This is a genomic window from Janthinobacterium salmonicoloratum, assembly GCF_051380845.1.
Classification (GTDB): Bacteria; Pseudomonadota; Gammaproteobacteria; order Burkholderiales; family Burkholderiaceae_D; genus Janthinobacterium; species Janthinobacterium lividum_F.
Window position 1 is genome coordinate 39133 of record NZ_JBNYXV010000005.1, and the last position, 21403, is coordinate 60535.

The following is a 21403-nucleotide window of genomic DNA, read 5'->3' on the forward strand; positions in this document are numbered from 1 at the left end:
TCTCGTCCTTCACTAAAGGAAGTCAACATGAGTTTCGACATCGCCCTGTCCGGTATCCAGTCCATCAACCAACAGTTGAACAGCACCAGTAACAATATCGCCAATGCCGGCACCTACGGCTTCAAGAGCAGCCGCGCCAACTTTTCGGCCATGTACGCCGGTTCGCGCGCCACGGGGACGGAAATTGGCTCGATCACGCAAAGCATGTCGCTCAATGGCGGCGTACTGAACACGGGCCGCGCGCTCGACGCGGCCATCGATGGCCGTGGCTACTTCGTCACGCGCGATGCGCAAAACACCATGACCTTCAGCCGGGTCGGCATCTTTTCGGCCAGCAATGAAGGCAAGCTGATCGACTCGAACGGCCGCCTGGTGCAGGGTTATGCCGCCGTCAAAGGCAGCACCACCCTGGGTACCATGGGCGACATGAACATTCCCACGGGCCAGATTCCCGCCGTGGCGTCGACCAAGCTGGCGTATGCCGCCAATATGTCGTCCGAATGGGCCGTCAGGACCGTGCCCTTCAGCAAGACTAGCGAACTGAGCTACAACAGCGCCAAGTCCTCGATCGTTTACGATTCGCTGGGCGGCAAGCACTCGCTGGGCCAGTACTTTGTCAAGACGGCTGCGGGCGTGGACGTGCACTACACCTTCGACAATGCCGATGTGACGCCGGTGACGAGCATGACCTTCGACACGAACGGCAAGCTGGTGACCGGCACGGCTGCCACGCCAGTGCTGCCGACGCCACCTGGCGCGGCGGCGATGTCGATCGCCATCGACTACACGGGCACCACCCAGTTCGCTGGCGAATCCACCACCTCGACCGACCGCGCAGACGGTTATGCCTCGGGCACCTACACGGGCGTGGAACTGGCCGATGACGGCTCCGTCGTGGCGAAATACACGAACGGCCAAAAGCAAAGCATCGGCGTGATCGCCCTGGCTACCTTCCCCGACGAAGGCGCGTTGACGGCCGTCAACGATACCAGCTGGGTCGCCTCGACCACCTCCGGCACCCCCATGTTTGACCGTCCGGGCGTCGGCATGGCCGGCAAACTGACGACGAGCTCGCTGGAACAGTCGAACGTCGACATCACATCCGAACTGGTGGGCCTGATGACGTCGCAGCGTAACTACCAGGCCAACTCGAAGGTCATCTCGACCGAGAACGCCATGCTGCAATCGCTGATGCAAGCGCTGTAATCCACGAGACGCAAAGGTAAAGAGCAATGGATGCGCTGATTTATACCGCCATGAGCGGGGCCGACCGTGCCCTGCGGGCACAGCAGGTACACGCCAACAACCTGGCCAACATCGAGACAGGCGGCTTTCGCGCCAACCTGGAAGTGTCCACTGCCCAGCCGTTGCAAAACGGCTATGGCTACGACGACCGCCACATGACGCAGACGCAGTCGAGCGCCATCGGTACGCGCACGGGCGCCATCAAGGAAACGGGACGCGAACTCGACGTGGCCGTCACGGGCCACGGCTTTCTCGCGGTACAGTGGCAAAACGGCGAAGCCTACACGCGCGCCGGCGCCATGGACCTCGATGAAACGGGCGCGCTGACCATCAACGGCCGGCCCGTGCTGGGCGAAGGCGGTCCGATCACGATTCCGGAGCACACCAGCCTGTCGATCGGCGCCGATGGCACGATTTCCATCCAGGTGCCGGGCACTGCGCAAATGCAGACGGTCGACAAGCTCAAGCTGGTCAACGCCGAAGCGGGCGAGCTGACCAAGAACGAGGCGGGCCTGATCGTGGCGCGCGGCGGCGAAGACTTGCAAGCTGATCCGACGGTACGTATCCGCGACCGCCACCTGGAAGGCAGCAACGTTTCGGCCGTCGAGGAAATGGTCGCCACCATGAGCCTGAACCGCAGTTTCGAAATGCAGATGAAAGTATTCAAGGCCAGCGATTCCATGACGGAATCGGGTAACCGCCTGCTGGGCGCCTAAGCCCAACGCCAATCTATTACTAGGAGTAAACCATGAATCCAGCAATGTGGATCAGCAAGACCGGCGTGCAGGCACAAGATGCCAAACTGCAAGCCATCGCGAATAACCTGGCCAACGTCAATACCGTGGGCTTCAAGCGCGACCGCGTCGTCTTCGAAGACCTGTTTTACCAGGTCGAGCAGCAACCGGGCACGCAGCGCGCCGACAACACCCTCTCGCCATCGGGCGTACAACTGGGTAACGGCACGCATATGGTCGGTACGCAAAAGGTGTTTACCACCGGCAGCCTGCAAACGACGAGCCGCGAATTCGACGTCGCCATCACGGGCAACGGCTTCCTGCAAGTCTTGCGCCCGAACGGCGAAGCGGCCTACACGCGCGCCGGCCAGTTGAGCCTGAATGAAAACGGCGTGATGGTCAACGCCCAGGGCTTGCCCCTGGTGCCGCAGATCACCGTGCCGAACAATGCGACGGCGATCACCATCGGCGAAAACGGCATGGTCACGGCCACCGTGCCGGGCAATGTCAACGGCACCCAGTTGGGTCAGCTGAACCTGAGCAGCTTCGTCAACCCGACCGGCCTGCTGGCACTCGGTGAAAACCTGTTCCAGGAAACGGCATCGAGCGGCACGCCGACGGAAGGCCGTCCCGGCGAAGGCGCACTGGGTAAATTGAAGCAGTTCGCGCTGGAAGGCTCGAACGTGCAGGTGGTCGAAGAGATGGTCGACATGATCGCTGCCCAGCGCACCTATGAAATGAATACCAAGGTGCTGTCGGCCGCCGACAATATGCTGCAATACCTGGCGCAAGCGGCACGCTGATGACAGTCGCCATGAAAGCCACGGCGGCCCTGCTGCTGGTGTTGATGGCCGGTTGCGCCAGTCAGCCGGCCGCGCCGGTGGCGCCCAGCTTTTCCGATACGCCGCTGCCCGTGGCGCCGCGCAGCGCTGCGCGCGGCGGCGTAGGCGGCGGCGTTTTCAATCCTGATGCGGGCCTGGACTTGATCTCGGACAGCCGCGCCTTCCGCGTCGGCGACGTCGTCACGGTGGCCCTGCAGGAAACCACGCAAGCGAGCAAGAAGGCGGGCACTTCGTTCAACAAGGGTTCGTCCGTCGGCGTGAAGGCGGCCAACATCCTCGGCAAGACCTTGCCCAAGACAGGCATCGACCTGTCGGCCGACCGCAACTTCGCCGGCGACTCGACCAGCACGCAGCAAAATGCATTGTCCGGCGCCATCACCGTGATCGTGCAGGAAGTGTTGCCGAACGGCTTGCTGCGCGTGCAGGGCGAGAAAACGCTGACCCTGAATCAGGGCGAGGAATTCGTGCGCCTGCGCGGCTACCTGCGCGCGGCCGACATCGATTCCAACAACCAGGTGTCATCGTTGCGCATCGCCAATGCGCAGATCGCCTATTCCGGCCAGGGCACCCTGGCCGAAGCCAATACACCAGGCTGGCTGACGCGCTTTTTCGTCGGCCCATGGATGCCGTTTTAAGGTGAGCTCATGAAATTTCGTTCCGCCCTGCCCCTGGCAGCCACGCTGGCCCTGCTCTCCGGCCTGTCCCTGCCCGCCAGCGCCGCGCAAGTGCTGCGCAACCTGGTCAGCATCGAGGGTGTGCGCGACAACCCGCTGGTCGGCTATGGCCTCGTCGTAGGCCTGAACGGCAGCGGCGACACCACCCAGGTGAAGTTTTCCAGCCAGTCGGTGGTCAATATGCTCAAGCAGTTCGGCGTGAAGATGCCCGATGGCGCCGAAGCGAAAAGCAAGAACGTCGCCACCGTCATGGTCAGCGCCGTGTTTCCCCCAGGATACCGCCGTGGCCAGGCCATCGACGTCACGGTATCGTCGCTGGGCGATGCGAAAAGCTTGCGCGGCGGTACCTTGCTGCTGACGCAATTGCGCGCGGCCGACAATGAAACGTATGCGCTGGCGCAAGGCAACGTCGTCGTCGGCGGCTTGAACGCCACCGGCAAGAGCGGCTCGTCCGTCACCGTCAACACGCCCACCTCGGGCCGCATTCCCAACGGCGCCAACATCGAGCGCGAAATTCTCAGCGACTTTTCCACCAGGCCTTCCGTCACCCTGAACTTGCGCCACCCGCATTTCGAGACGGCCATCAATATCGTCGAAGCCGTCAACCGCCGCTTCGGCGCCGTCGCCACCACCCGCGACGCCACCAGCGTGGACGTGCTGGCGCCGGAAAACCCGACCCAGCGCGTGGCCTTCATGGCCAAGCTCGAAGCGCTGTCCGTCGATGTCGGCGTCGATACGCCGAAAGTGGTCTTCAATTCGCGCACGGGCACCGTGGTCATCGCCGAAGGCTTGCGCGTGAAGGCAGCCGCCGTCACGCACGGCTCGCTCAAGGTCGTCATTTCCGAAAGCTCGGCAGTGAGCCAGCCGGCGCCGTTCGGCCGCGGCCAGACCACCGTCACGCCGCAGTCGAAGGTCTCCGTCGACCAGGGTAACGGCAATATGTTCAAATGGCCGGCCGGCGCCAAGCTGCAATCCATCATCGACGTGGTCAACAGCCTGGGCGCCTCGCCCGATGACATCATGGCAATTTTACAAGCCCTCGACCAGGCAGGAGCCATCGAAGGCGAACTGGTGGTGATCTGATGCTCAATATCAACGACAGCAGCAGCGCCCTGCCCTCGGCGCTCGACGACCGCTCTCCCGCAGCGGCCACGCCGGCCGATCCCCGCTACGCGGCCAAGGCCACCGAGGCGGCCGTCAAGTTCGAAGCGTTCTTCATCTCGCACATGCTGCGCCAGATGCGTTCGGGTACGCGCGAGATGGCGGGCGAAGACAGCGTCTTCAAGGACCCCATCAATAACGACATGCTGGAGATGGCCGACAACCTGGTGGCCGACAAGATGGCCGGCCAGCGCGCCTTCGGCATCGCCGACGCCATCCTGCGCCAGTTGCTGCCAGCGGCCGGCGCCCCCGTAGCAGCCAGCAGCGCTGCCAAAACCGACAATATTGCAGCGCCGCTTAATAAATCCGTCTGAAGCGTCGCCTGTACAAGGTAACAACGATTCAATGCCTGCCCACCCGCACGCGCCACTCTCTTCACGAAAGAAACTTGCCCAATGAGCATCATCAGCAATGCATTGTCAGGCAGCATCGCCGCCCAGGCCGCACTCAATGCGGCCAGCCAGAACATCGCCAACCTGCAAACGGCGGGCTATACGCGTCAGGGCGTGCTGTTGTCTTCGCTTGGCGCCGGCGTGGGCGTGCGCTCGGCCGGCAATGGCGTGGAAGTGTCCGCGCTGCTGCGCTTTGCCGATGCGTATAAAAGCCAGCAAATGTGGCGTGCCGCGTCCGACCAAGGCGCCCGTTCGCAGACCCAGCCTTACCTGACACAGCTCGAACGCGTGATGGGTGACGATGCCTCCAGCATCAGCAACGGCATCGACGGCTTTTTCGCCGCCCTCAACGCCTCGGCCGTCGACCCGACGTCGACGCCGCTGCGCCAGCAGATCGTCACCTCCGCCGACGCCATGGCGCAGCGCTTCAACAGCATCAGCACCGTCATGAGCAACCAGTTGCTGTCGGTGCAGCAACAACGCGCGGCGATTGTGCCTCAAGCCAATACCACCCTGGCCAATATCGCCGCGCTGAACCAGCGCATCAGCACCTCCACGGCCTCGGGCACGAACGTGTCGTCGCTGATGGATGCACGCGACCAGCTGATCGACGGCCTGGCCGCGCAAATGGGCATCGACGTCCTCGACCAGCCGGACGGCTCGCGCAATATCGCGCTGAAATCGGGACAGCCGCTGGTCATCGGCAGCATTGCCGGCACCCTGAGCAGCAATATGACGAACACGGGCGACCAAACCCTGAGCCTCGATTTCGCCAAGTCGACGTACAACCTCGACCCGGTAGCCATCGGCGGGCAGATGGGCGGCCTGGGCGAGTTCGAACAAAATACCCTGAAACCGCTGCAACAGTCGCTGCAAGACATGGCCACCCAGTTGACCAGCAAGGTCAACGCGCAGCTGGCACTGGGCAAGACCATGGCTGGCACCGCCGGCGGTCCCCTGCTGGCCTACGCGAATGGCAAGCTGAGCATTACTCCCGGCTTCAACGCCAAGGATCTGGCCCTGTCGCTGACGGGTGCAACAGGCGACAGCGGCAACTTGCAGAAATTGATCGATATCAAGAATCAACCGATCACCGTCAGCTGGGTCGGTTCTGTCCTGATGAGCGACGCGGATACGCAACTGGTCGGCAAGCTGGCTATCTACAGCCAGCAGAACCAGGCCTTGCTGAAGACGTCCAACACGGTGCGCGCGCAAGCGATCGATGACTGGAAGTCCACTAGCGGCGTGAACAAGGACGAGGAAGCGATGAATCTGGTCGAATTCGGGAATATGTACCAGGCAAACATGAAAGTCATTTCTGTGGCGAATACCTTGTTTGATGCCACTTTACAAATGATGGGTTAAGGAGAAGATCATGCGTGTCGCCAGTAGCCAGTACCAATCGCTGATCAATATTTCGCTTCAGCAAAATCAGGAACGCATCAATTACCTGACCCAGCAGATGGCCTCGGGCTTGCGCATCCAGCTGCCATCGGACGATCCGATCGGCAACGTGCGCATTTCGCGCCTGACCCGCGAGCAAGCCATGGTCACGCAATACCAGGACAATATCGCCACGGTCAAAGTGCGCCTGCTGAAGAATGAAAACTACCTGTCGAGCATGGTCACCGACATGGGCCAGGCACGCGACCTGCTGGTGTGGGCGGCTGACGGCAGCAATACACCCGGCGACCTGAATGCGATGACGCAATCACTGACGGCAATGCGCGACAGCGTGTTGTACACGGCCAACCTGAAGGACCAGGAAGGCCGCTACATGTTTTCCGGCACCGCTACCGACCAGCCCGCGATCAAATACGACCCGACGGCAGCCGTCGGGTCGCGCTACAGCTACATCGGCAATACCGACACGCAGACCGTGGTGGTGGGCAATGGCGTGACGCAGGCGGCCAACGTCGACGTGAAGAACCTGGAAGTGTGGCTCAACAAGATCGACCAGGTTGTCACCACGCTCGGTACGCCGGGCGTCAACCCCAACGACCCGGCCGTGCGCGCCATCGTCAACGACGGTCTCGGTGGCACCGATGATGGCATGGATTTGCTCTCCGGCAAGATCGCCATCTTTGGCGGCGCGCAAAACATCCTCACCACGCTCTCCGGCAACCTGGCCAATGTGTCGCTGTCGAACAATTCAGCCCTGCTGGACCTGAAAAAGACCGACATGGGTGCAGCGGCCATTGAACTGACCGGTTACCAGACGGCCCTGCAGGCAACCTACAAAGCCTACACCAAGGTTGGCACCATTTCCCTGTTTGATCTTCTCTGACCATCATGCAAATCGTTCAGACTTCCTCCTCTTCCGGCGTCAATGCCAAAGGCGCCGGCACAGCCCGCGTCGTCGATGACGCGTCCGCCGCAGTCAAAGGCAGCGCCAGCGCGCGCAGCGAGGCGCCGGCAACGAGGAGTTCGACGGCGAGCCTGCAGCGTGGCCTGAGCAACTGGGATCACCAGTTGCAGGGGGAAATTTCTAACGCGCAACAAACCCTGGACTACCTGGAACGCAGCAGCAGCCAGTTGCAAGCGCTGAAAAGCGAGCTGGCGGCCAAGCTGGCCGCGCGCCAGGGCCGCGAAGGGCAAGTCGAGGCAAGGGTACGCCAGTTCAGCAATACCTGGCGCCAGCGCGCCAGCGCCTCGGGTGGCACACTCGACGCACAACTCAGCTATACCAGCCCGCAGACGGCACAGCAGAACTTCAGCATCCGCGGCCTGACCATGGCCAGCTTGCAGGAAGGCCCGCAGGAAGTGCTGGCCTTTTCCGTCGGCGGCGCGAACCAGGCCTTGCGCTCGGTGAATATCGAACCTAGCCTGAGCGCGAACGAAATCGTCTCCCGCTTCGACCGCGCACTGATGCCGTCTGGCATCGGCGTCAAGCTGGGCGAGAATGGCGAACTGGTATTCAGCACCTCGGAAGTGGCCTGGGCCAACGTGCGCGACAGCCTGTCAGTGCGTGGCAGCGGCATCCGCTACCCGACCGGCCAGATGAGCCGCGTGCGCACGGATGCGGAACCGGCCGCCATTGCCCCGGAAGAATGGCATACCGGCGATACGGAAGCCCTGCGCGCCACCTTGCAGCAAGTGGTACAGGCGCTGGCGCAGTTGCAGGCGGCGCGCAGCTCCGTCAGCCTGGCCCTGGCGCAAGCCACGGGACGGGTGGCCCGTGCGCAACCAGTCCAAGTGAACGTCAGCATGGATACGCTGGCGGAAAACTTCACGGAAAAGGCCAGCCAACCCGGCTATGAATCGCTGCTGGCGATCAGCTCGGCGCTGGTCGGCATCAGCCGCGAGCGCGTCGTCGCCCTGCTGGGCCTGGAATAAGCCCCCTTCCGCGTGCGCTGCCCTGGCGCACGCGGCACTGAATTGGGCACGCCCCCTAGCTCAGGACGGCTAAAAACCGTAAGATGCCGCTGTCGCTGGCGCTTTTCCCCATACGCCAGCGCATCCCGTCATCCACCTCCGGAGTTCCCTTGATAAAGACCGTCGCCCGGCTGATCAGTTACGCCCTGCTGGGCAAATCCCACAAGCAGCCCCTCGATATCGCCAAGGTGCGCAAAGTATTGATTTTGCGCAACGACAAGATCGGCGACATGATCGTCACCACGGCCCTGCTGCGCGAGCTGAAAAAAAACTATCCGCACTGGCAGATCGACGTGGCCGCCAGTAGTGCCAACCTGGCGGTGATCGCCGATAATCCACATGTGAGCGAGATCATCGTGTGGGATAAGCAGCCGCTGCTGCGCGACTTGCGCACCAGCATCACCGAGCTGCGCCGGCGCCGCTATGATGTCATCTTCTACCCCTACAACCGCTTTTCGATTCCCTTGCTGCTGCGCATTAAATGGCTGGGTGCGCGTTATTTGACGGGCTTTGCCATTCCCAAGTACGGTACCTCGACAGCAAATCTGGGCATGTTCGACCATACGGTGCCCTGCGACCGCAGCCGCCACATCCTGCACAGCTATTTCGCCACCTTCGGGCAATTTGAGCTGCGCGACATCGATACGCGCTATGAACTGTTTGGCGTGGACGCGCACGCGGCGCAGGTCGACGCCACCTGCGACACCCTGCTGCGCACGCATGAAGGCTTGTTCTGCCTCAATTTCCAGGGCAGCAATGCGCAACGCACGGTCAGCGTGGCCGATGCCCAGCGCTGCTGCGCCGCCCTGGCGGCACGCTATCCGCGCCATGCGCTGCTGGTGATCGCCGCACCGGGCACCGAGGCGCGCGCTGCCGAAATCGTGCGCGGCGCCGGCCATGCCAACGTGATGGGCGCGCCGTCCACCGGCCACATCCTGGAGCTGGCGGCCCTGATACGCCGCTGCGAACTGGTGCTGTCGCCCGACACGTCGGTGATCCACATCGCCTCGGCATATGACAGGAAAATCGTCGGCTACTACATCCGCACCGACAACTACCGCTGGTTTTATCCGGCCAGCCACCACTACCGCGTGATACTGGCGCCTGGCCTGACCCTGGCCACAGTCAGCGCCGCCGAGACCCTTGCCGCCGTGGAACAACTGATGGAGGGCGACGGGCAGGCGCAAACGACGATTCAAGCCGCCGGCTGAGCCGCCAGCAAGCGGTCCATCAGCCCTGCCGGCAACACGCGGGAAAAGAAATACCCTTGCGCATAGTCGCAGCCGGCGGCGCGCAGCAAATCGCGCTGCGACGCCGTCTCCACGCCTTCGGCCACGACTTTCACCCCCAGCCGCTGCGCCAGCCCTATGATCGCCTCACACAGGCCCAGCCCGGCATCGTCGCGTCCCAGTTCGCCAACCAGCGTACGGTCGATCTTGAGAAAGTCGATATCGGCCTTCTTGATGCACCCCAGCGACACCTGGCCGCTGCCGAAATCGCCGAGCGCCAGCGACAGGCCCATGGCGCGAAACTGGCGCAGGCGCTCCGCCACCTGGCGCGCCTGGTCGAGCAGCACGGCTTCCGTTGTTTCGATGACGATCGCGCCCGGCGCCAGGCCCTGGCGCACCAGATGTCCGCCCCACTCCTGGTACAGCGCGGCGTCGCAGCGAAATTCAGCGGCTGACTTGTTGATGCAGATCTGGAACGTGGTGCCATGCGCGTCCTGCCACTGCCGCGCCTGGCGCACGACCTGGCGAAACACCCACTCACCGATATCGATGATCAAGCCGTTCGCTTCGGCAAAGGCGATGAAATCGGCGGGTACCAGCAAGCCGCGCAGCGGATGGCGCCAGCGCAGCAGCGCCTCGGCCCGCCCGATGGCGCCGTCACACAGGCGGACGATGGGCTGGTAATGCACTTCAAACTGATCCTGCGCCAGCGCCAGGCGTATCTCGCGCACCGTGCTGCGGCGCAATTCGGCCGCCTGCTGCAAGGCCGGCGTGAAATAGCTGTAGCCGTTACGCCCCGCACTCTTGGCCGCATACATGGCCTGGTCGGCATGCCGCAGCAAGGTTTCCGTTGCCTCGGCATCGGCCGGATACAGGGCCACGCCCACGCTGGCCGACACTTGCGCCGTGTCGCCGTCGAGCATGAAAGGCAGGGCCAGCGCGGCAGTCAGTTCCTGCAGCACGCGCTCGATGCCACCGAGCTGCCCCACGCCGGCCAGGATGACGCTGAACTCGTCGCCGCCCAGGCGCGCGACCGTATCGATGGCGCGTACGCGCTCGCTGATGCGCCGCGCCGCCTGGCGCAGCAGCATGTCGCCCTTCTCGTGGCCGAGGCGGTCATTCACCTGCTTGAAATGGTCGAGGTCGATGAACAGCAAGGCCAGGCAAGCGCCCTCACGTTTAGCATGGTCCGCCTCATGCTGCAGACGATCGAGAAACATGTGGCGGTTTGGCAAGCCCGTCAGCTGGTCAAAATTGGCCTGCCGCCAGATGCGCTCGGACGCTGCGCGCTGCGCCGTGATGTCGCTGACCAGCGCCAGCGCGCCCAGGTAGCTGCCGCCGGAGTCGAAGATGGGATTGGTGGCCAGGGTGGCCCACAAGGTGCTGCCGTCACGCCGCAGGAACTTGAATTCGTGGCGCTCGACTATGCCGTCCTGGCGCCGCGCAATGTTGCGCTCCAGGATGGCTCGCCCTTCGTCATCCATGAAGGCCGCCAGCGGCTGGCCCAGCATGTCCTCGATCTGGTAACCGAGCATGAGCGCCATCTTCGGATTGACAAAACTGGTCAGCGCCTGCGCATCGATTTCCCAGATGCCCTCCTCGGCGCTGTGCACGATGCGCCGGAAGCGCTCCTCGCTGCGTTCGAGCGCGGCCAGCTTGCCCTCGGCCTGCTCCAGCACCAGCCGCAGCGCCTGGCCGTTCGGATCGGCGCTGCCCAGCAAACTGACGGGCAAACACTCCCCGGGCGCATCAGGGCGCAGCCGTAGCTGCAGCTGGATGCGCTCGGGCTCGCTGCTATTGAGCACGCGCTGCACGAACTGCTCGAAATCGTGGCGGAACGCCTCATGCACATAAGAACGGAACAGCACGTGGCCAGGACATTCGCGCACCAGGCCGAACAATTCGGCCGCCACCAGATTGACCTGCACGATCACGCCATCGAGACCGAGCACGAAATAGGCGACGGGCGCCAGCAGGTACAAATCGTTGAAATAGGCTTGCTCGCGTTCGGCCTTCACCCGTTCCGGACTGAAGACGCCATCGTCAAGCAGGGGCGCGGCATGCCGCAGCATGCCGTCGTGGCCGCGCGGGGAGGAATCCGGAGCAGGTAGCGCTTGCGGTGGCGTATCCATGGCTGTCCTTGGCACCGCCGCCCTGACGACAAGGTGGGTGCAGCAGCAAGACTAGCATGCGTAATGCGCGGTGTCGAGCGATGCCTGCCATGGATGCCGTTTCTGCAACATGGCCCTCAGCGCCCCATGCCGCGCCGGCGCAAGCCGAAATCATGGCCCACCACCAGCAAGGTGCTGGCCACCAGGCTCGATAGCCCCACGATCAGCTGGATCAATTTGTCGTCAGGCAAGATCCACAGCGACGAGGCCGGCGTCTCGCAGCCCGTGGCCGCGCTGATCAGGGGAGAGACCCAGGCTGCGTCCGGCGTCACGTCGAGCACGACGGCGCCGTCGGCGCTCGTCTGCATATAGATATCGCCCCCTTCGGCCAGGGTAAAGCAGATGCCCACGCCCGTTTCCGTGGCGCGGATATTGTCCTGCATGCTGCGGTTATGTTCCTCGATCCATACTTCCACGTCGTACGGCGTTTCCAGGTGCTCCCACGGACGGGGGCGGAAACGGGGACGTTCGTCCGCGCTGGCGGGAGTATCGGGGATGTTGCTGTCTGCTGCGCCTTGCATGCTCGTTGACCTTTTCTGCGGTGATGCGGCAGGACCGGCTGCCTGCCAACCGACATTATCCACCGTTCATGGCAAGCATGGTATTCACACACCGAACCTATCAGAAAAACTGATAGCTATCGACTTCAAACATCAGCAAGCCTGACTTAAAATACGCGCCATCTCTTCTTTACAGGCTTTACATGCAAGGCATCAAACGCAAGATCGTCTACGTCACCGCCTTTGAAATCATCGGCATGGCCATTTCCACGGCCTGGCTGACCCTGCTTTCGGGCGAATCGCCCACCAGCACGGGACCGCTGGCGATCATGATCACCACCATCGCCGTGATCTGGAACCTGCTCTACAACACGGCTTTCGAATACTGGGAAATCCGGCAAGTGTCGCGCACGCGCACCGTCTGGCGCCGCATCCTGCATGCGATCGGCTTCCAGATCACCCTCGTCATCTACCTGATCCCGCTGATCGCCTGGTGGCTCAATATCAGCCTGTGGCAAGCCTTCGTGCTGGACTTCGCGCTGATGCTGATCATCCCGTGCTACAGCTTCATCTTCAATTACTTCTTCGACGGCCTGTTCGGCGTGCCCCTGTCGGCGCAGCAGCCGAAAGAGGAACCGTCCGACGTTCAGGCAGCTTCGCTGAGCAACTGAAGAAAGGACCGCGCCGCCATGCCCAGCGGCCGGTCCTTCATCCACACCAGGTGGATGGGCACGACCAGGCCATTGCCCGTATTCTTGAACGCCACGCAGCGCACCCGCCCCGCCGCCAGCGAATGCTGGATCGCCGAGGCGGCAAAGTTACCCCAGCCCAAACCCGCTTCCACCATAGACAGCGCCATCGGCAAGCTGTCCGTGCGCCAGTAGGACAGGCCCACCACAGGGCGCGCATCGGCCAGGTCGAGTTCGCGGCTGGCGACGATGATCTGGCGCAAATTCACCAATTCCTCGATATACAGGGGCCGGCCCGCCACGTCAGGCGGATGTTGGGTGGAGATAATCGCCAGCAAGGCATCGCTGCCCACCAGCTGGAACTGCTCCGCATGATTGATGCGCCCGCCCGCGAAGGCCATGCAGGCGCTGATGCGGCCCCGGTGCAGCATGTCGAGCACATCGTCCTGCGGCGCCGTCAGCACTTCGATGTCGAGCAGCGGATGGCGCTGTGACAGCGCGCGCACGGCGGCCAGGAAGGGTGTATGGTCGAGTTCGGCCGCGATGCCCAGCGAAATGCGGCTTTCCAATCCCTGCGACAATTCCTGCACGTGCAAGTGCAACTGTTTCAACTGCTCGGCGATCAGGCGCGCATGCGGTATCAGGGCCGTCGCCGCCGCCGTGGGCACGGCTTCGCGCGCGCCGCGGTCGAACAGGGCGATGCCCAGTTCCGCCTCAATGTTGGCAATCGCCATGCTGACGGCCGACGGCGCCCGCCGCAGGGCGCGCGCAGCGGCCGAGAACGAGCCGCCGTCGACGACGGCCAGGAACAGTTCGATATTATGACTGGAGAGTTTCATGGAGTGGAAAAGGGTGGCACTTTTTGACGCGCCGACGGTCAAATCGGCAATGACCGGGCCGACATGCCTCATCCACCGCCCTATCGCTGCGGCGGCCACATAGCGCTAGCCTGGCGTGGGCGTTTACCCTTTCCAGGTGCGCTGCAATCCCGTATCCGCATGGATCCAGCCGCCACGCGGGCCGGAGCGGTAGTAGAAGCCTACGCCGCCCTGCTTGAAGCTGCGCACCAGCGAACCGAGCACTTCCGCGTTCAGATTGGCCACGCGGATGTCGGCGGCGCGGCCCGAGATGTGCAGCGACTGGCGCGCGGCCGGCACGCCCGCTTCGCGCAGGCGGCTGTTCGACTCGGCCGTGCGGTAGCCCGACAGGATCTCCAGCGGTTGCTCGATACCGTAGCGGGCCACAAACGCTTGCGTGCCCCACAGGGTTTCCAGCAGTTTCGGGTCGATGGGCGCCGTCTTCTTGCCGTTCACGTCGCGCAGCAAGTGGCACAGCTCCTGGTAAGCCGAATCGATGACTTCGCCATCTTTCCAGTACAGCAGCCTGGCCTTTTCATTGCTGGCCGGGCGCACCACTTCCAGGGTGCGGGGCTTGAGCCAGAATTCCAGGTCCAGCGCCTGCGCGTCGAAGATGTCGGGCGGCGGTTCCATCTCGGTGATGGCCTGGCGCGACTGCGAAGTGATCGAGCGGTCGACGCTGGCCAGTTGCGTGGGCTGGGGCGGCACGCCCGTGCGCGGTGCGCGCGGCTTGGCGCTGGCCGAAGCCGAGGCGGGAGCGGCCGTGCGCGAGGCGCAGCCGATGAGCGGGGTGGCAACCAAGCCCAGCGCGGCCAGGCCCATACCGTGATGTAGAAAATTTCTGCGCGATGCCATAGTCAGTCCAATTTAACGATGGGAATACTATAGCGTATTGTGCTGCGAAGAAAAACCCTCAATGCCTATCGTGTCGCCCTCATTTCCATGCATTTTGCTTCAGGCGGCGGCCGCGACGGAGATGGCGGCCCCTTTCGCCTGCGCCAGCGCCGTCAAGGGCTTGTCCAGCAGATATCCCTGGGCGACGATGGGCAAGCCCGTGGCGGCGGCAACGCGCTGCAGCGCGGCCAGCGCGGCCGGCGTGTCGAGGCGCTTGAAGATGACGCGAATTTTCGCCGCATGGCACAGGGTGACGAAGCTGGCGACGGCCTGTTCATCGCTGAGGTTGCCCGCATCGAGCTTGAAAGCATGCGGGTGCAAGCGCTCCAGCATGCCCGTTGCCTCATGCACGCTGGACACGTTGATGGCCAGGCGGAAACCGTTGCGACGATAATTGTCGGCCACGTAGTTGAGCAGCCAGCCCTGGTTCGGCGTGACCGTCGGCAATTGCAGCACGATGCGCTCGATGGGCAAGCCCAGCGCGTCGAGGATGCGCTGGAAGGCGTGGCCGTGATTGCTGCTGACGGCGCTCAGCAAACGGTCATGTACGTTCAGGTACAGGTCGGACTGCTCCGCCTCGCTCTGGCGGAAGAAATTGATGGCATGCAGCATGCGGCACAGCCGGTCCAGCTCCACAGACTCATCGTCGCTGGCCGCGTGATCGAGCAGGCGCCACAGCGACAAGCCCTCGTCCGCCTTCGACACGCTGCGCGCCAGGCCCTCGAACGCCACCAGCTTGCCGCTGTCCAGTTCGCGCAGCGGCTGGAAGGCGCTGGTCATGGTGCAATTGAAAAAGCGCCCCAGCGCCCTGCCCTCCCCGTCGAGCCAGACGCTGGTGCCGGCCTGGGTTTGGTGCGACAAACGGGCCAGGTAGTTCTTCAGGACGGGAAATGGCATGGATGCTCCTTCATCGGGCTGCGCCAGCTGCCCTCATGGGGCAGGCGGCGCCAAAGTGTGCAGAGTAAGGCAGCGTCAAGCAAAGGAGAACGAATGGTTTCGCCATTTGATATGCGCCCAGCACATATGGGCGCAACAACGGCCGACGCATAACGATAGTCGGAAACATTCCTTCCAGCGACCTGCCCCGGCCTTTACTGTGGGCATGTACCGTTACCATCAGGAAGGGCCGCCATGTGCCAGTTACTCGCAATGAACAGCAGCAAGCCTGCAGCGCTGGGATTTTCCTTTGCCGGCTTTGCCGAACGGGGCGGGCGCACGGACGAGCACCGGGACGGCTGGGGCATCGCCTATCATTCCAGTAGCGGCTGCACCTTGCTGACGGATCATCTGGCCGCCATCGATTCGCCGCTGGCGGCCCAGGTGCAGCAGCACCCGGTGAAGGCGAAAAACATCGTCGCGCACATCCGCAAGGCCACGCAGGGCCGCATCGCGCCAGAAAACACTCACCCGTTCGCCCGCGAACTGTGGGGCAAGACCTGGTCCTTCGCCCACAATGGCGACTTGAAAACGTGGCGCGCGCCCGCCAATGCGTACTACCACGCCAGTGGCGACACGGACAGCGAACAAGCGTTCTGCCACCTGCTGGCCCACTTGCGCACGCGCTTTCCCCTGGGCGAACCGACGCGCGCCGACTTGCGCGCCGCCATCGCCGAGGTCGCCACGGACATCGCCGCGCACGGCAGCTTCAATTTCATCCTGTCGGATGGCGAGCTGCTATTTGCCCACTGCTCCACGCATTTGCACTATGTCATACGCGAATATCCGTTTTCCGTGGCGCAACTGATCGACTGCGAGCGCAGCATCGACTTTCGCCAGCACAACCATCTGGACGACCGCATCGCCGTCATCGCCACGCATCCGCTGACGCAAAACGAAGACTGGCTGGCATTCGCGCCCGGCGAACTGAAACTGTTCGCCGGCGGCACCTTGCTGCCAGCAAACGATAGCGCGCAACAAGGCGTGTATATCCAGATCAGTTACTGAAGGGAAATATCCAAAGAGGGGGAAAGGCCCGCCGCCGGATGGGCGGGCTGAGGTGCCGGAGGGCCGTCAGGCCGAATTGCAGTTGCAAAAGCGCTTGCGCTTGGGGTCGCCGCTAGCGATACCTGTGGGGTCAATCTGTTTCCAGCAAAAAATCGTTTCCACGCCATACGGAGAACGCACATTGCCCGCCTCGACATACCCCTGCTTGACGAAAAAGGCCTGGCTGCTGGCCGTGCTGTGCAGTTGCAGGGCCTTGATGCCCCACTCGCGCGCCTGCGCTTCCAATTGTTCCACCAGCGCCTTGCCGGCGCCGCGGCCTTGCGCCTCGGGCAGCAGGTAGCACAGGGCCAGCTTGCCGGCGCGCGTCAGCAAGCCGACGCCGACGACGGCGCCCGCCTCGATGGCGACCAGCGAAAAATTAGTCGGCGACGCGAACCAGCACGCCACCATCTGCGGTGTTTTATTGCCCAGCCAGGCTTCCAGGATGGCTGGATCGTCCCGATGATCGAGGCTGCAGCATTCGACGATGGAGCGTCGTAATACGTTGCACGCCTCGAAAGCGTCGGTCGATGTTGCAATACGAATTTCAAGACTCATGTACGCTCACAAAATATTCCAGTTGCCGATGCAGGCGCTTTCGCCCTGTATCGTGCGATTCGACTATACACCAAGCGGCGCAATCGGGTTTTTTGCCGCACGCCACGGCCCGGTTTTTCCTATGGCGCAATGCCTGCAGACTAAGTGCTGATGCGCATCTTGCCCACGAATGTTTCCAGAAATCGATATATGTTTTTTAGCGCAAACGGAAATCAAGTCTAAGCATATTACGAAAAATTCGTTTCTTTTCCGGCCGGAATTTTAGACTATGTCTATCTATTCTCACAATAAGAGTTCAACATGACCCATTCCAACGCCGTATCGACTGCCGCAGCAACGCTCACCCAACGCTCGCGCCGCTGGTTCCTGGCCAGCGCCCTGGCCGCTCCCGCTGCCGCCATGAGCCTGCCGATGGCCGCCAGCGCCGCCGAACCGGTGGTCTTGCTGAACGCGTCCTACGACGTGATGCGCGAACTGTTCAAGGATGTGAATCCTGCATTTATTGCAGATTGGAAAGCCAAAACGGGCGAAACCATTACCATCAAGCAATCGCACGGCGGCTCCAGCAAGCAGGCTCGCTCCGTCGCCGATGGCCTGGAAGCGTCCGTCGTGACCATGAACCAGGCCAATGACATCGATATCCTCGTCGACCGCGGCCTGGTGGTGGCCGACTGGGCCAAGAAGTTCCCGAACAATGCGGCGCCGTTTTACTCGACCATGGTGTATCTGGTGCGCAAAGGCAACCCGAAGCACATCAAGGATTGGGACGACCTGGCCAAGCCCGGCATCAAGGTTATCGTGCCAAACCCGAAAACCTCGGGCAATGGCCGCTACACCTACCTGGCGGCGTGGGGCTATGCCGTGAAAAAGGGCGGCAGCGAAGCGCAGGCGCGCGAGCTGGTGACCAAGCTGTTCAAGAACGTGCCCGTGCTGGACGGCGGCGGCCGCGGCGCCACCACTACGTTTACCCAGCGTGAAATCGGCGATGTGCTGGTGACGTTTGAAAATGAGGTGCAACTGGTGCGCGCCGAATTCGGCGACAACTTCGAAGTGGTGTATCCAAGCATCTCCATCCTGGCCGAGTCGCCGGTAGCCGTCGTCGACAAGGTCGTCGACCGCCGCGGCATCCGCAAGGAAGCCACGGCCTACCTGCAATACCTGTACTCGGAACCAGGCCAGGAACTGGTCGCCAAACACTATCTGCGTCCCCGTTCGGCAGCCGTCGCGAAGAAATACGCAGCCAGCTTCAAGCCGATCACCCTGTTCACCATCGACGATGTGTTTGGCGGCTGGAAACAGGCACAAAAGAAACACTTTGACGATGGTGGTGAATTTGACAAGATTTATCAGAAGTAATCTCCGCCGTATCAGTAAAAAACCGGGACATGTCCCGGTTTTTTTATGGCTGCGCACCAGCTTGCCACTCGAGCGCGCTGAACAGGCTGGCGATCTCGCTGCTGCGGTGCGTGCCTGTCTTGGCCAGGATCGACTGGATCTGGCTGCGCACGGTACTGATGCGCACGCCCTTGCGCTGCGCGTACTCTGCAGCGTCCATGCCGTCGGCCAGGGCCAGCGCCAGCGCCCACTCCGCGCCCGTCAAGCCGCACGGCCGCTCGGCCGTACTGGGCCAATGCCGCCGCCCTGCCCTGAACAGCGGCCGCAAGGCCAGCATGGCCAGGCTGGCGCCATCCCCGCCAGCCTGGCCGATGCGCACGGGCAACGGCAGGATGCCAATTTCCAGTGCCGGGCGGCCGTCCTCATCGCTGGCATACAAGGGAGCGGGACAGTGGCACGCCAGTCCGACGCAGACCTGCCGCACGCGCTGGCCCAGTTGCTGTTGCAGCTGACTCACACGCACAGCTACCTTACCGCCATGCATGGTGATCACGGAGGCGAACGGCGACGTGGCGGCCAGCAGCCGCTGCGCCGCCAGGTTCATGAAAACCAGCCGCAGGCAGGCGTCGACCAGCAAGATGGCGCGCGGCAAGGCATCGAGCGCTTCCCAGGCCAGCGCGCCATGGGCCTGGGCTTGCTGCGCCGTATCGCGCAGGCGGAACACATTCGGCAGATGATCGAGCACGCGCTGCAGCTGCCTGCGCGTGTTCCGATCATAGGCGCCCTGGCCGGCGGCGCGGTGCGCGGACAGAATGGTGAGCGCACCGTTGTCGCGCACGACGCCGCTGCATGAATAGCGCACGCCTGCGCGCAAATAGAAGTCCTGGAAATACTCGCTGCGCGCCACGGCCTGCTCGCTGAAATAATCTTGCATCAGATGCATGCGCCCGGGTGGCGCGCGCGTGAGAACCGCATAACCGGGATCGAGCGTGTGATAGTAGCGGCGGTAACCATGCTCCCACGCTTGTTCGTCCAGGCCCGTGACACAGGCGCGCGATGGCGCCATCCCCGCTTCCGCTTTCAGGAAACAGCAGGCAACGTCGCCGCCGGCAAGCCGCGCGAATGCGCGCAGGGCAGCGTCCCACTGCGCCGGCTCCAGTGCCGCCCGGTAAAAGGCGGCAATGACGGGATCGGCGTCCTCCTTGTCCATCGTTCCCCCTGCCTGAAAAAAAATCGGCAAACCGGTGCCGCGTCCTTCACTTGAAGGATGCGCGGCAGCGGCCCGGCACGCACCATGGCATCGATGGCGCCTGCCATGCGCACCGCCATCGCCCGTGCTTTTCCAACTTCGCCCTCACCAAGGAGTAACATCATGCTTACAATCGATACCGGTCGCCGCATCCTCCCCCTGGTTCGCCCCTTGCGCATGGCAGCCGGCGCCTCCGCCCTGCTGGCGCTGTCCGCATGCGCCAACCTGAACACCATCCACCGCACGACTGACTTGCCGGACGACGGCAAGGCCATCCACCTCGATGCGGCCCAACGCGTGATCCATGTCACGAAAGACGGCAAGGCCTGCGCCGAACCCACGCCGGATGCCCTGCAATCGTACGCTTCCGCATTCGGCGGCACGCTCAGCGCCGGTCCCGATGGCGCCTCCATCTCGAATGCCCTGCGCGCCAATGCCGCCAGCGTGGGACTGCACTCCCAAAGCATTACCCTGATGCGTCAGCAACTGTTCAACATCTGCGAATACGCACAAAACAAATGGCTTAATGACGCGGACGTCATGCTGCTCATGGAGCGTTCGCAAGACCTCACGCTGGGTATCCTGGCCATCGAGCAACTGACCGGCGCCGTGGTAGCGCGCCAGCCTGTGCTGTCGGACCATGCCGACGTGGCCGCAGTGGCGAAACAGCGCCTGCAGGCATCCCAGGACGCCCTGGCAACGCAAGCCAAACTCGATCTCGCGATCAAGAAAGAACAAGCCATGCAAACCAATGCCGATGCGCAAGCCATGTCAGCGACCCCGGCCACAAGCAAGCTGGCTGCACCGGCAAGCCAGGAAGTCCGCATGCTTAAGACAACGCAGGATGGCGCAAGTTCTGCCAGCGCCAGCACGGCGTTGGCGCAGGCACGTGCCGAGCGGGCTGAGCTCGAAGAACTGTTGGCAGACCAGCTGGCGCAAAGCCAGGGCGGCGCAAACGCTGGCAACGGCATGCCGGCGCCGCTGTATGCCAGCACCATCAATGCCAGCACGGCAGCGCACCTGGCCAAGGCCAGCACCGATATCGTCAGCATGATTTTGAAGAAGGGGCACTTGACCGATATGTGCATCACCTTCATCAATCATCCGAAGAAGTCCGTGGAGATGTGGGAGCACTACAAGGAAGTGATGAACCAATGCAAGGCGGTGCTGAAGGCGGACTTACTCCCCGGCACTACTCAGCCATATAGCGTCACCATGCGCATGCCCACGGACGACATGACACCCTTGCCTGATGCGGAAAACTGGACGCCCGTTCTTACTCCAAAGAAACGCAAGCCAGGCGCCGGTACGGCACTGTCCGAAAGCGGCCAGGCGAAAGACTAGGCGCGACTGGCGGCACAAGGCGGACCCGCTTGCCTCGTCGGCAACAGCTTGTACTTCCGGCTGCCACGCATAGGCGAATAATATGCTTGCATCAGCACTTTTGCACACTTTCCGCATATCGATATGCGCATCGATTCGTGGTCAAAATCGCGCGCGCGCCGTACTCTGGCC

21 protein-coding genes are annotated in these 21403 nt (G+C 62.8%); 14 read left to right on the forward strand and 7 right to left on the reverse strand.

Annotation, left to right across the window (positions count from 1 at the left end; all coding sequences use genetic code 11):
• Positions 1-27 precede the first annotated feature (27 nt).
• The 10 genes from ACQ4WY_RS21630 (at position 28) to ACQ4WY_RS21675 (ending at position 9634) form a co-directional block, all read left to right on the forward strand.
• On the forward strand, positions 28-1206 hold the full coding sequence (locus ACQ4WY_RS21630) for a flagellar hook protein FlgE (protein WP_436505844.1): 1179 nt from the start codon (positions 28-30) through the stop codon (positions 1204-1206).
• 26 nt (positions 1207-1232) lie between these two features.
• Positions 1233-1961 carry a flagellar basal-body rod protein FlgF gene (gene flgF, locus ACQ4WY_RS21635; protein WP_436505845.1) on the forward strand — a complete coding sequence of 243 codons (729 nt, stop codon included), beginning with the start codon at positions 1233-1235 and terminating at the stop codon, positions 1959-1961.
• 32 nt (positions 1962-1993) lie between these two features.
• Positions 1994-2782: a flagellar basal-body rod protein FlgG gene (flgG, locus tag ACQ4WY_RS21640; protein ID WP_326456109.1), complete on the forward strand. Its 789-nt coding sequence runs from the start codon at positions 1994-1996 to the stop codon at positions 2780-2782.
• A gap of 11 nt (positions 2783-2793) precedes the next feature.
• The gene (gene flgH / locus ACQ4WY_RS21645; protein WP_353657637.1) at positions 2794-3456 is read left to right on the forward strand and encodes a flagellar basal body L-ring protein FlgH; all 663 of its coding nucleotides are present in this window, start codon (positions 2794-2796) and stop codon (positions 3454-3456) included.
• A 9-nt stretch (positions 3457-3465) separates the two neighbouring features.
• Positions 3466-4578 carry a flagellar basal body P-ring protein FlgI gene (locus ACQ4WY_RS21650; protein ID WP_436505846.1) on the forward strand — a complete coding sequence of 371 codons (1113 nt, stop codon included), beginning with the start codon at positions 3466-3468 and terminating at the stop codon, positions 4576-4578.
• A complete protein-coding gene (locus ACQ4WY_RS21655) occupies positions 4578-4970 on the forward strand; it encodes a rod-binding protein (RefSeq protein WP_436505847.1) in 393 nt (130 codons plus the stop codon). Before ACQ4WY_RS21650 ends, ACQ4WY_RS21655 begins: the two co-directional genes overlap by 1 nt.
• Positions 4971-5051: 81 nt before the next feature.
• Entirely contained in the window at positions 5052-6413 is a 1362-nt protein-coding gene (flgK, locus tag ACQ4WY_RS21660; protein ID WP_436505849.1) for a flagellar hook-associated protein FlgK, read from the forward strand.
• A 10-nt stretch (positions 6414-6423) separates the two neighbouring features.
• On the forward strand, positions 6424-7335 hold the full coding sequence (gene flgL, locus ACQ4WY_RS21665; protein ID WP_436505850.1) for a flagellar hook-associated protein FlgL: 912 nt from the start codon (positions 6424-6426) through the stop codon (positions 7333-7335).
• A gap of 5 nt (positions 7336-7340) precedes the next feature.
• The gene (locus ACQ4WY_RS21670) at positions 7341-8384 is read left to right on the forward strand and encodes a hypothetical protein (RefSeq protein WP_436505851.1); all 1044 of its coding nucleotides are present in this window, start codon (positions 7341-7343) and stop codon (positions 8382-8384) included.
• 149 nt (positions 8385-8533) lie between these two features.
• Positions 8534-9634, forward strand: coding sequence for a glycosyltransferase family 9 protein (locus ACQ4WY_RS21675; RefSeq protein WP_436505852.1), 1101 nt, complete (start codon positions 8534-8536; stop codon positions 9632-9634).
• Here the strand turns inward: ACQ4WY_RS21675 and ACQ4WY_RS21680 are convergent.
• Both ACQ4WY_RS21680 and ACQ4WY_RS21685 read right to left on the reverse strand, forming a co-directional pair.
• Positions 9619-11784, reverse strand: coding sequence for a putative bifunctional diguanylate cyclase/phosphodiesterase (locus ACQ4WY_RS21680; RefSeq protein WP_436505854.1), 2166 nt, complete (start codon positions 11782-11784; stop codon positions 9619-9621). The genes ACQ4WY_RS21675 and ACQ4WY_RS21680 overlap by 16 nt on opposite strands.
• Positions 11785-11900: 116 nt before the next feature.
• Positions 11901-12344, reverse strand: coding sequence for a hypothetical protein (locus tag ACQ4WY_RS21685; protein WP_436505855.1), 444 nt, complete (start codon positions 12342-12344; stop codon positions 11901-11903).
• A gap of 182 nt (positions 12345-12526) precedes the next feature.
• Between ACQ4WY_RS21685 and ACQ4WY_RS21690 the strand changes: the two genes are divergently transcribed.
• Entirely contained in the window at positions 12527-12994 is a 468-nt protein-coding gene (locus ACQ4WY_RS21690; protein ID WP_353657648.1) for a PACE efflux transporter, read from the forward strand.
• Here the strand turns inward: ACQ4WY_RS21690 and ACQ4WY_RS21695 are convergent.
• From ACQ4WY_RS21695 to ACQ4WY_RS21705, 3 genes are all read right to left on the reverse strand, one after another.
• Positions 12970-13851 carry a LysR family transcriptional regulator gene (locus ACQ4WY_RS21695; protein WP_436505856.1) on the reverse strand — a complete coding sequence of 294 codons (882 nt, stop codon included), beginning with the start codon at positions 13849-13851 and terminating at the stop codon, positions 12970-12972. The two genes, ACQ4WY_RS21690 and ACQ4WY_RS21695, sit on opposite strands and share 25 nt — an antisense overlap.
• Positions 13852-13974: 123 nt before the next feature.
• Positions 13975-14724, reverse strand: coding sequence for a YcbK family protein (locus ACQ4WY_RS21700; protein ID WP_436505857.1), 750 nt, complete (start codon positions 14722-14724; stop codon positions 13975-13977).
• A gap of 99 nt (positions 14725-14823) precedes the next feature.
• Positions 14824-15660 (reverse strand): EAL domain-containing protein, encoded by an 837-nt coding sequence (locus ACQ4WY_RS21705; RefSeq protein WP_436505858.1) that lies wholly within the window; start codon positions 15658-15660, stop codon positions 14824-14826.
• 234 nt (positions 15661-15894) lie between these two features.
• Between ACQ4WY_RS21705 and ACQ4WY_RS21710 the strand changes: the two genes are divergently transcribed.
• Positions 15895-16707 (forward strand): class II glutamine amidotransferase, encoded by an 813-nt coding sequence (locus ACQ4WY_RS21710; protein WP_436505859.1) that lies wholly within the window; start codon positions 15895-15897, stop codon positions 16705-16707.
• A 66-nt stretch (positions 16708-16773) separates the two neighbouring features.
• On the opposite strand, the gene ACQ4WY_RS21715 is transcribed toward ACQ4WY_RS21710, so the two are convergent.
• Positions 16774-17304: a GNAT family N-acetyltransferase gene (locus ACQ4WY_RS21715; RefSeq protein WP_436505860.1), complete on the reverse strand. Its 531-nt coding sequence runs from the start codon at positions 17302-17304 to the stop codon at positions 16774-16776.
• A 300-nt stretch (positions 17305-17604) separates the two neighbouring features.
• On the opposite strand from ACQ4WY_RS21715, the gene ACQ4WY_RS21720 reads away from it, so the two are divergent.
• A complete protein-coding gene (locus ACQ4WY_RS21720) occupies positions 17605-18660 on the forward strand; it encodes a sulfate ABC transporter substrate-binding protein (protein ID WP_436505861.1) in 1056 nt (351 codons plus the stop codon).
• Positions 18661-18703: 43 nt separating this feature from the next.
• On the opposite strand, the gene ACQ4WY_RS21725 is transcribed toward ACQ4WY_RS21720, so the two are convergent.
• Positions 18704-19849 (reverse strand): helix-turn-helix transcriptional regulator, encoded by a 1146-nt coding sequence (locus ACQ4WY_RS21725; RefSeq protein ID WP_436505862.1) that lies wholly within the window; start codon positions 19847-19849, stop codon positions 18704-18706.
• A 162-nt stretch (positions 19850-20011) separates the two neighbouring features.
• Between ACQ4WY_RS21725 and ACQ4WY_RS21730 the strand changes: the two genes are divergently transcribed.
• Positions 20012-21232, forward strand: coding sequence for a hypothetical protein (locus ACQ4WY_RS21730; RefSeq protein WP_436505863.1), 1221 nt, complete (start codon positions 20012-20014; stop codon positions 21230-21232).
• The last annotated feature ends 171 nt before the right edge of the window (positions 21233-21403 follow it).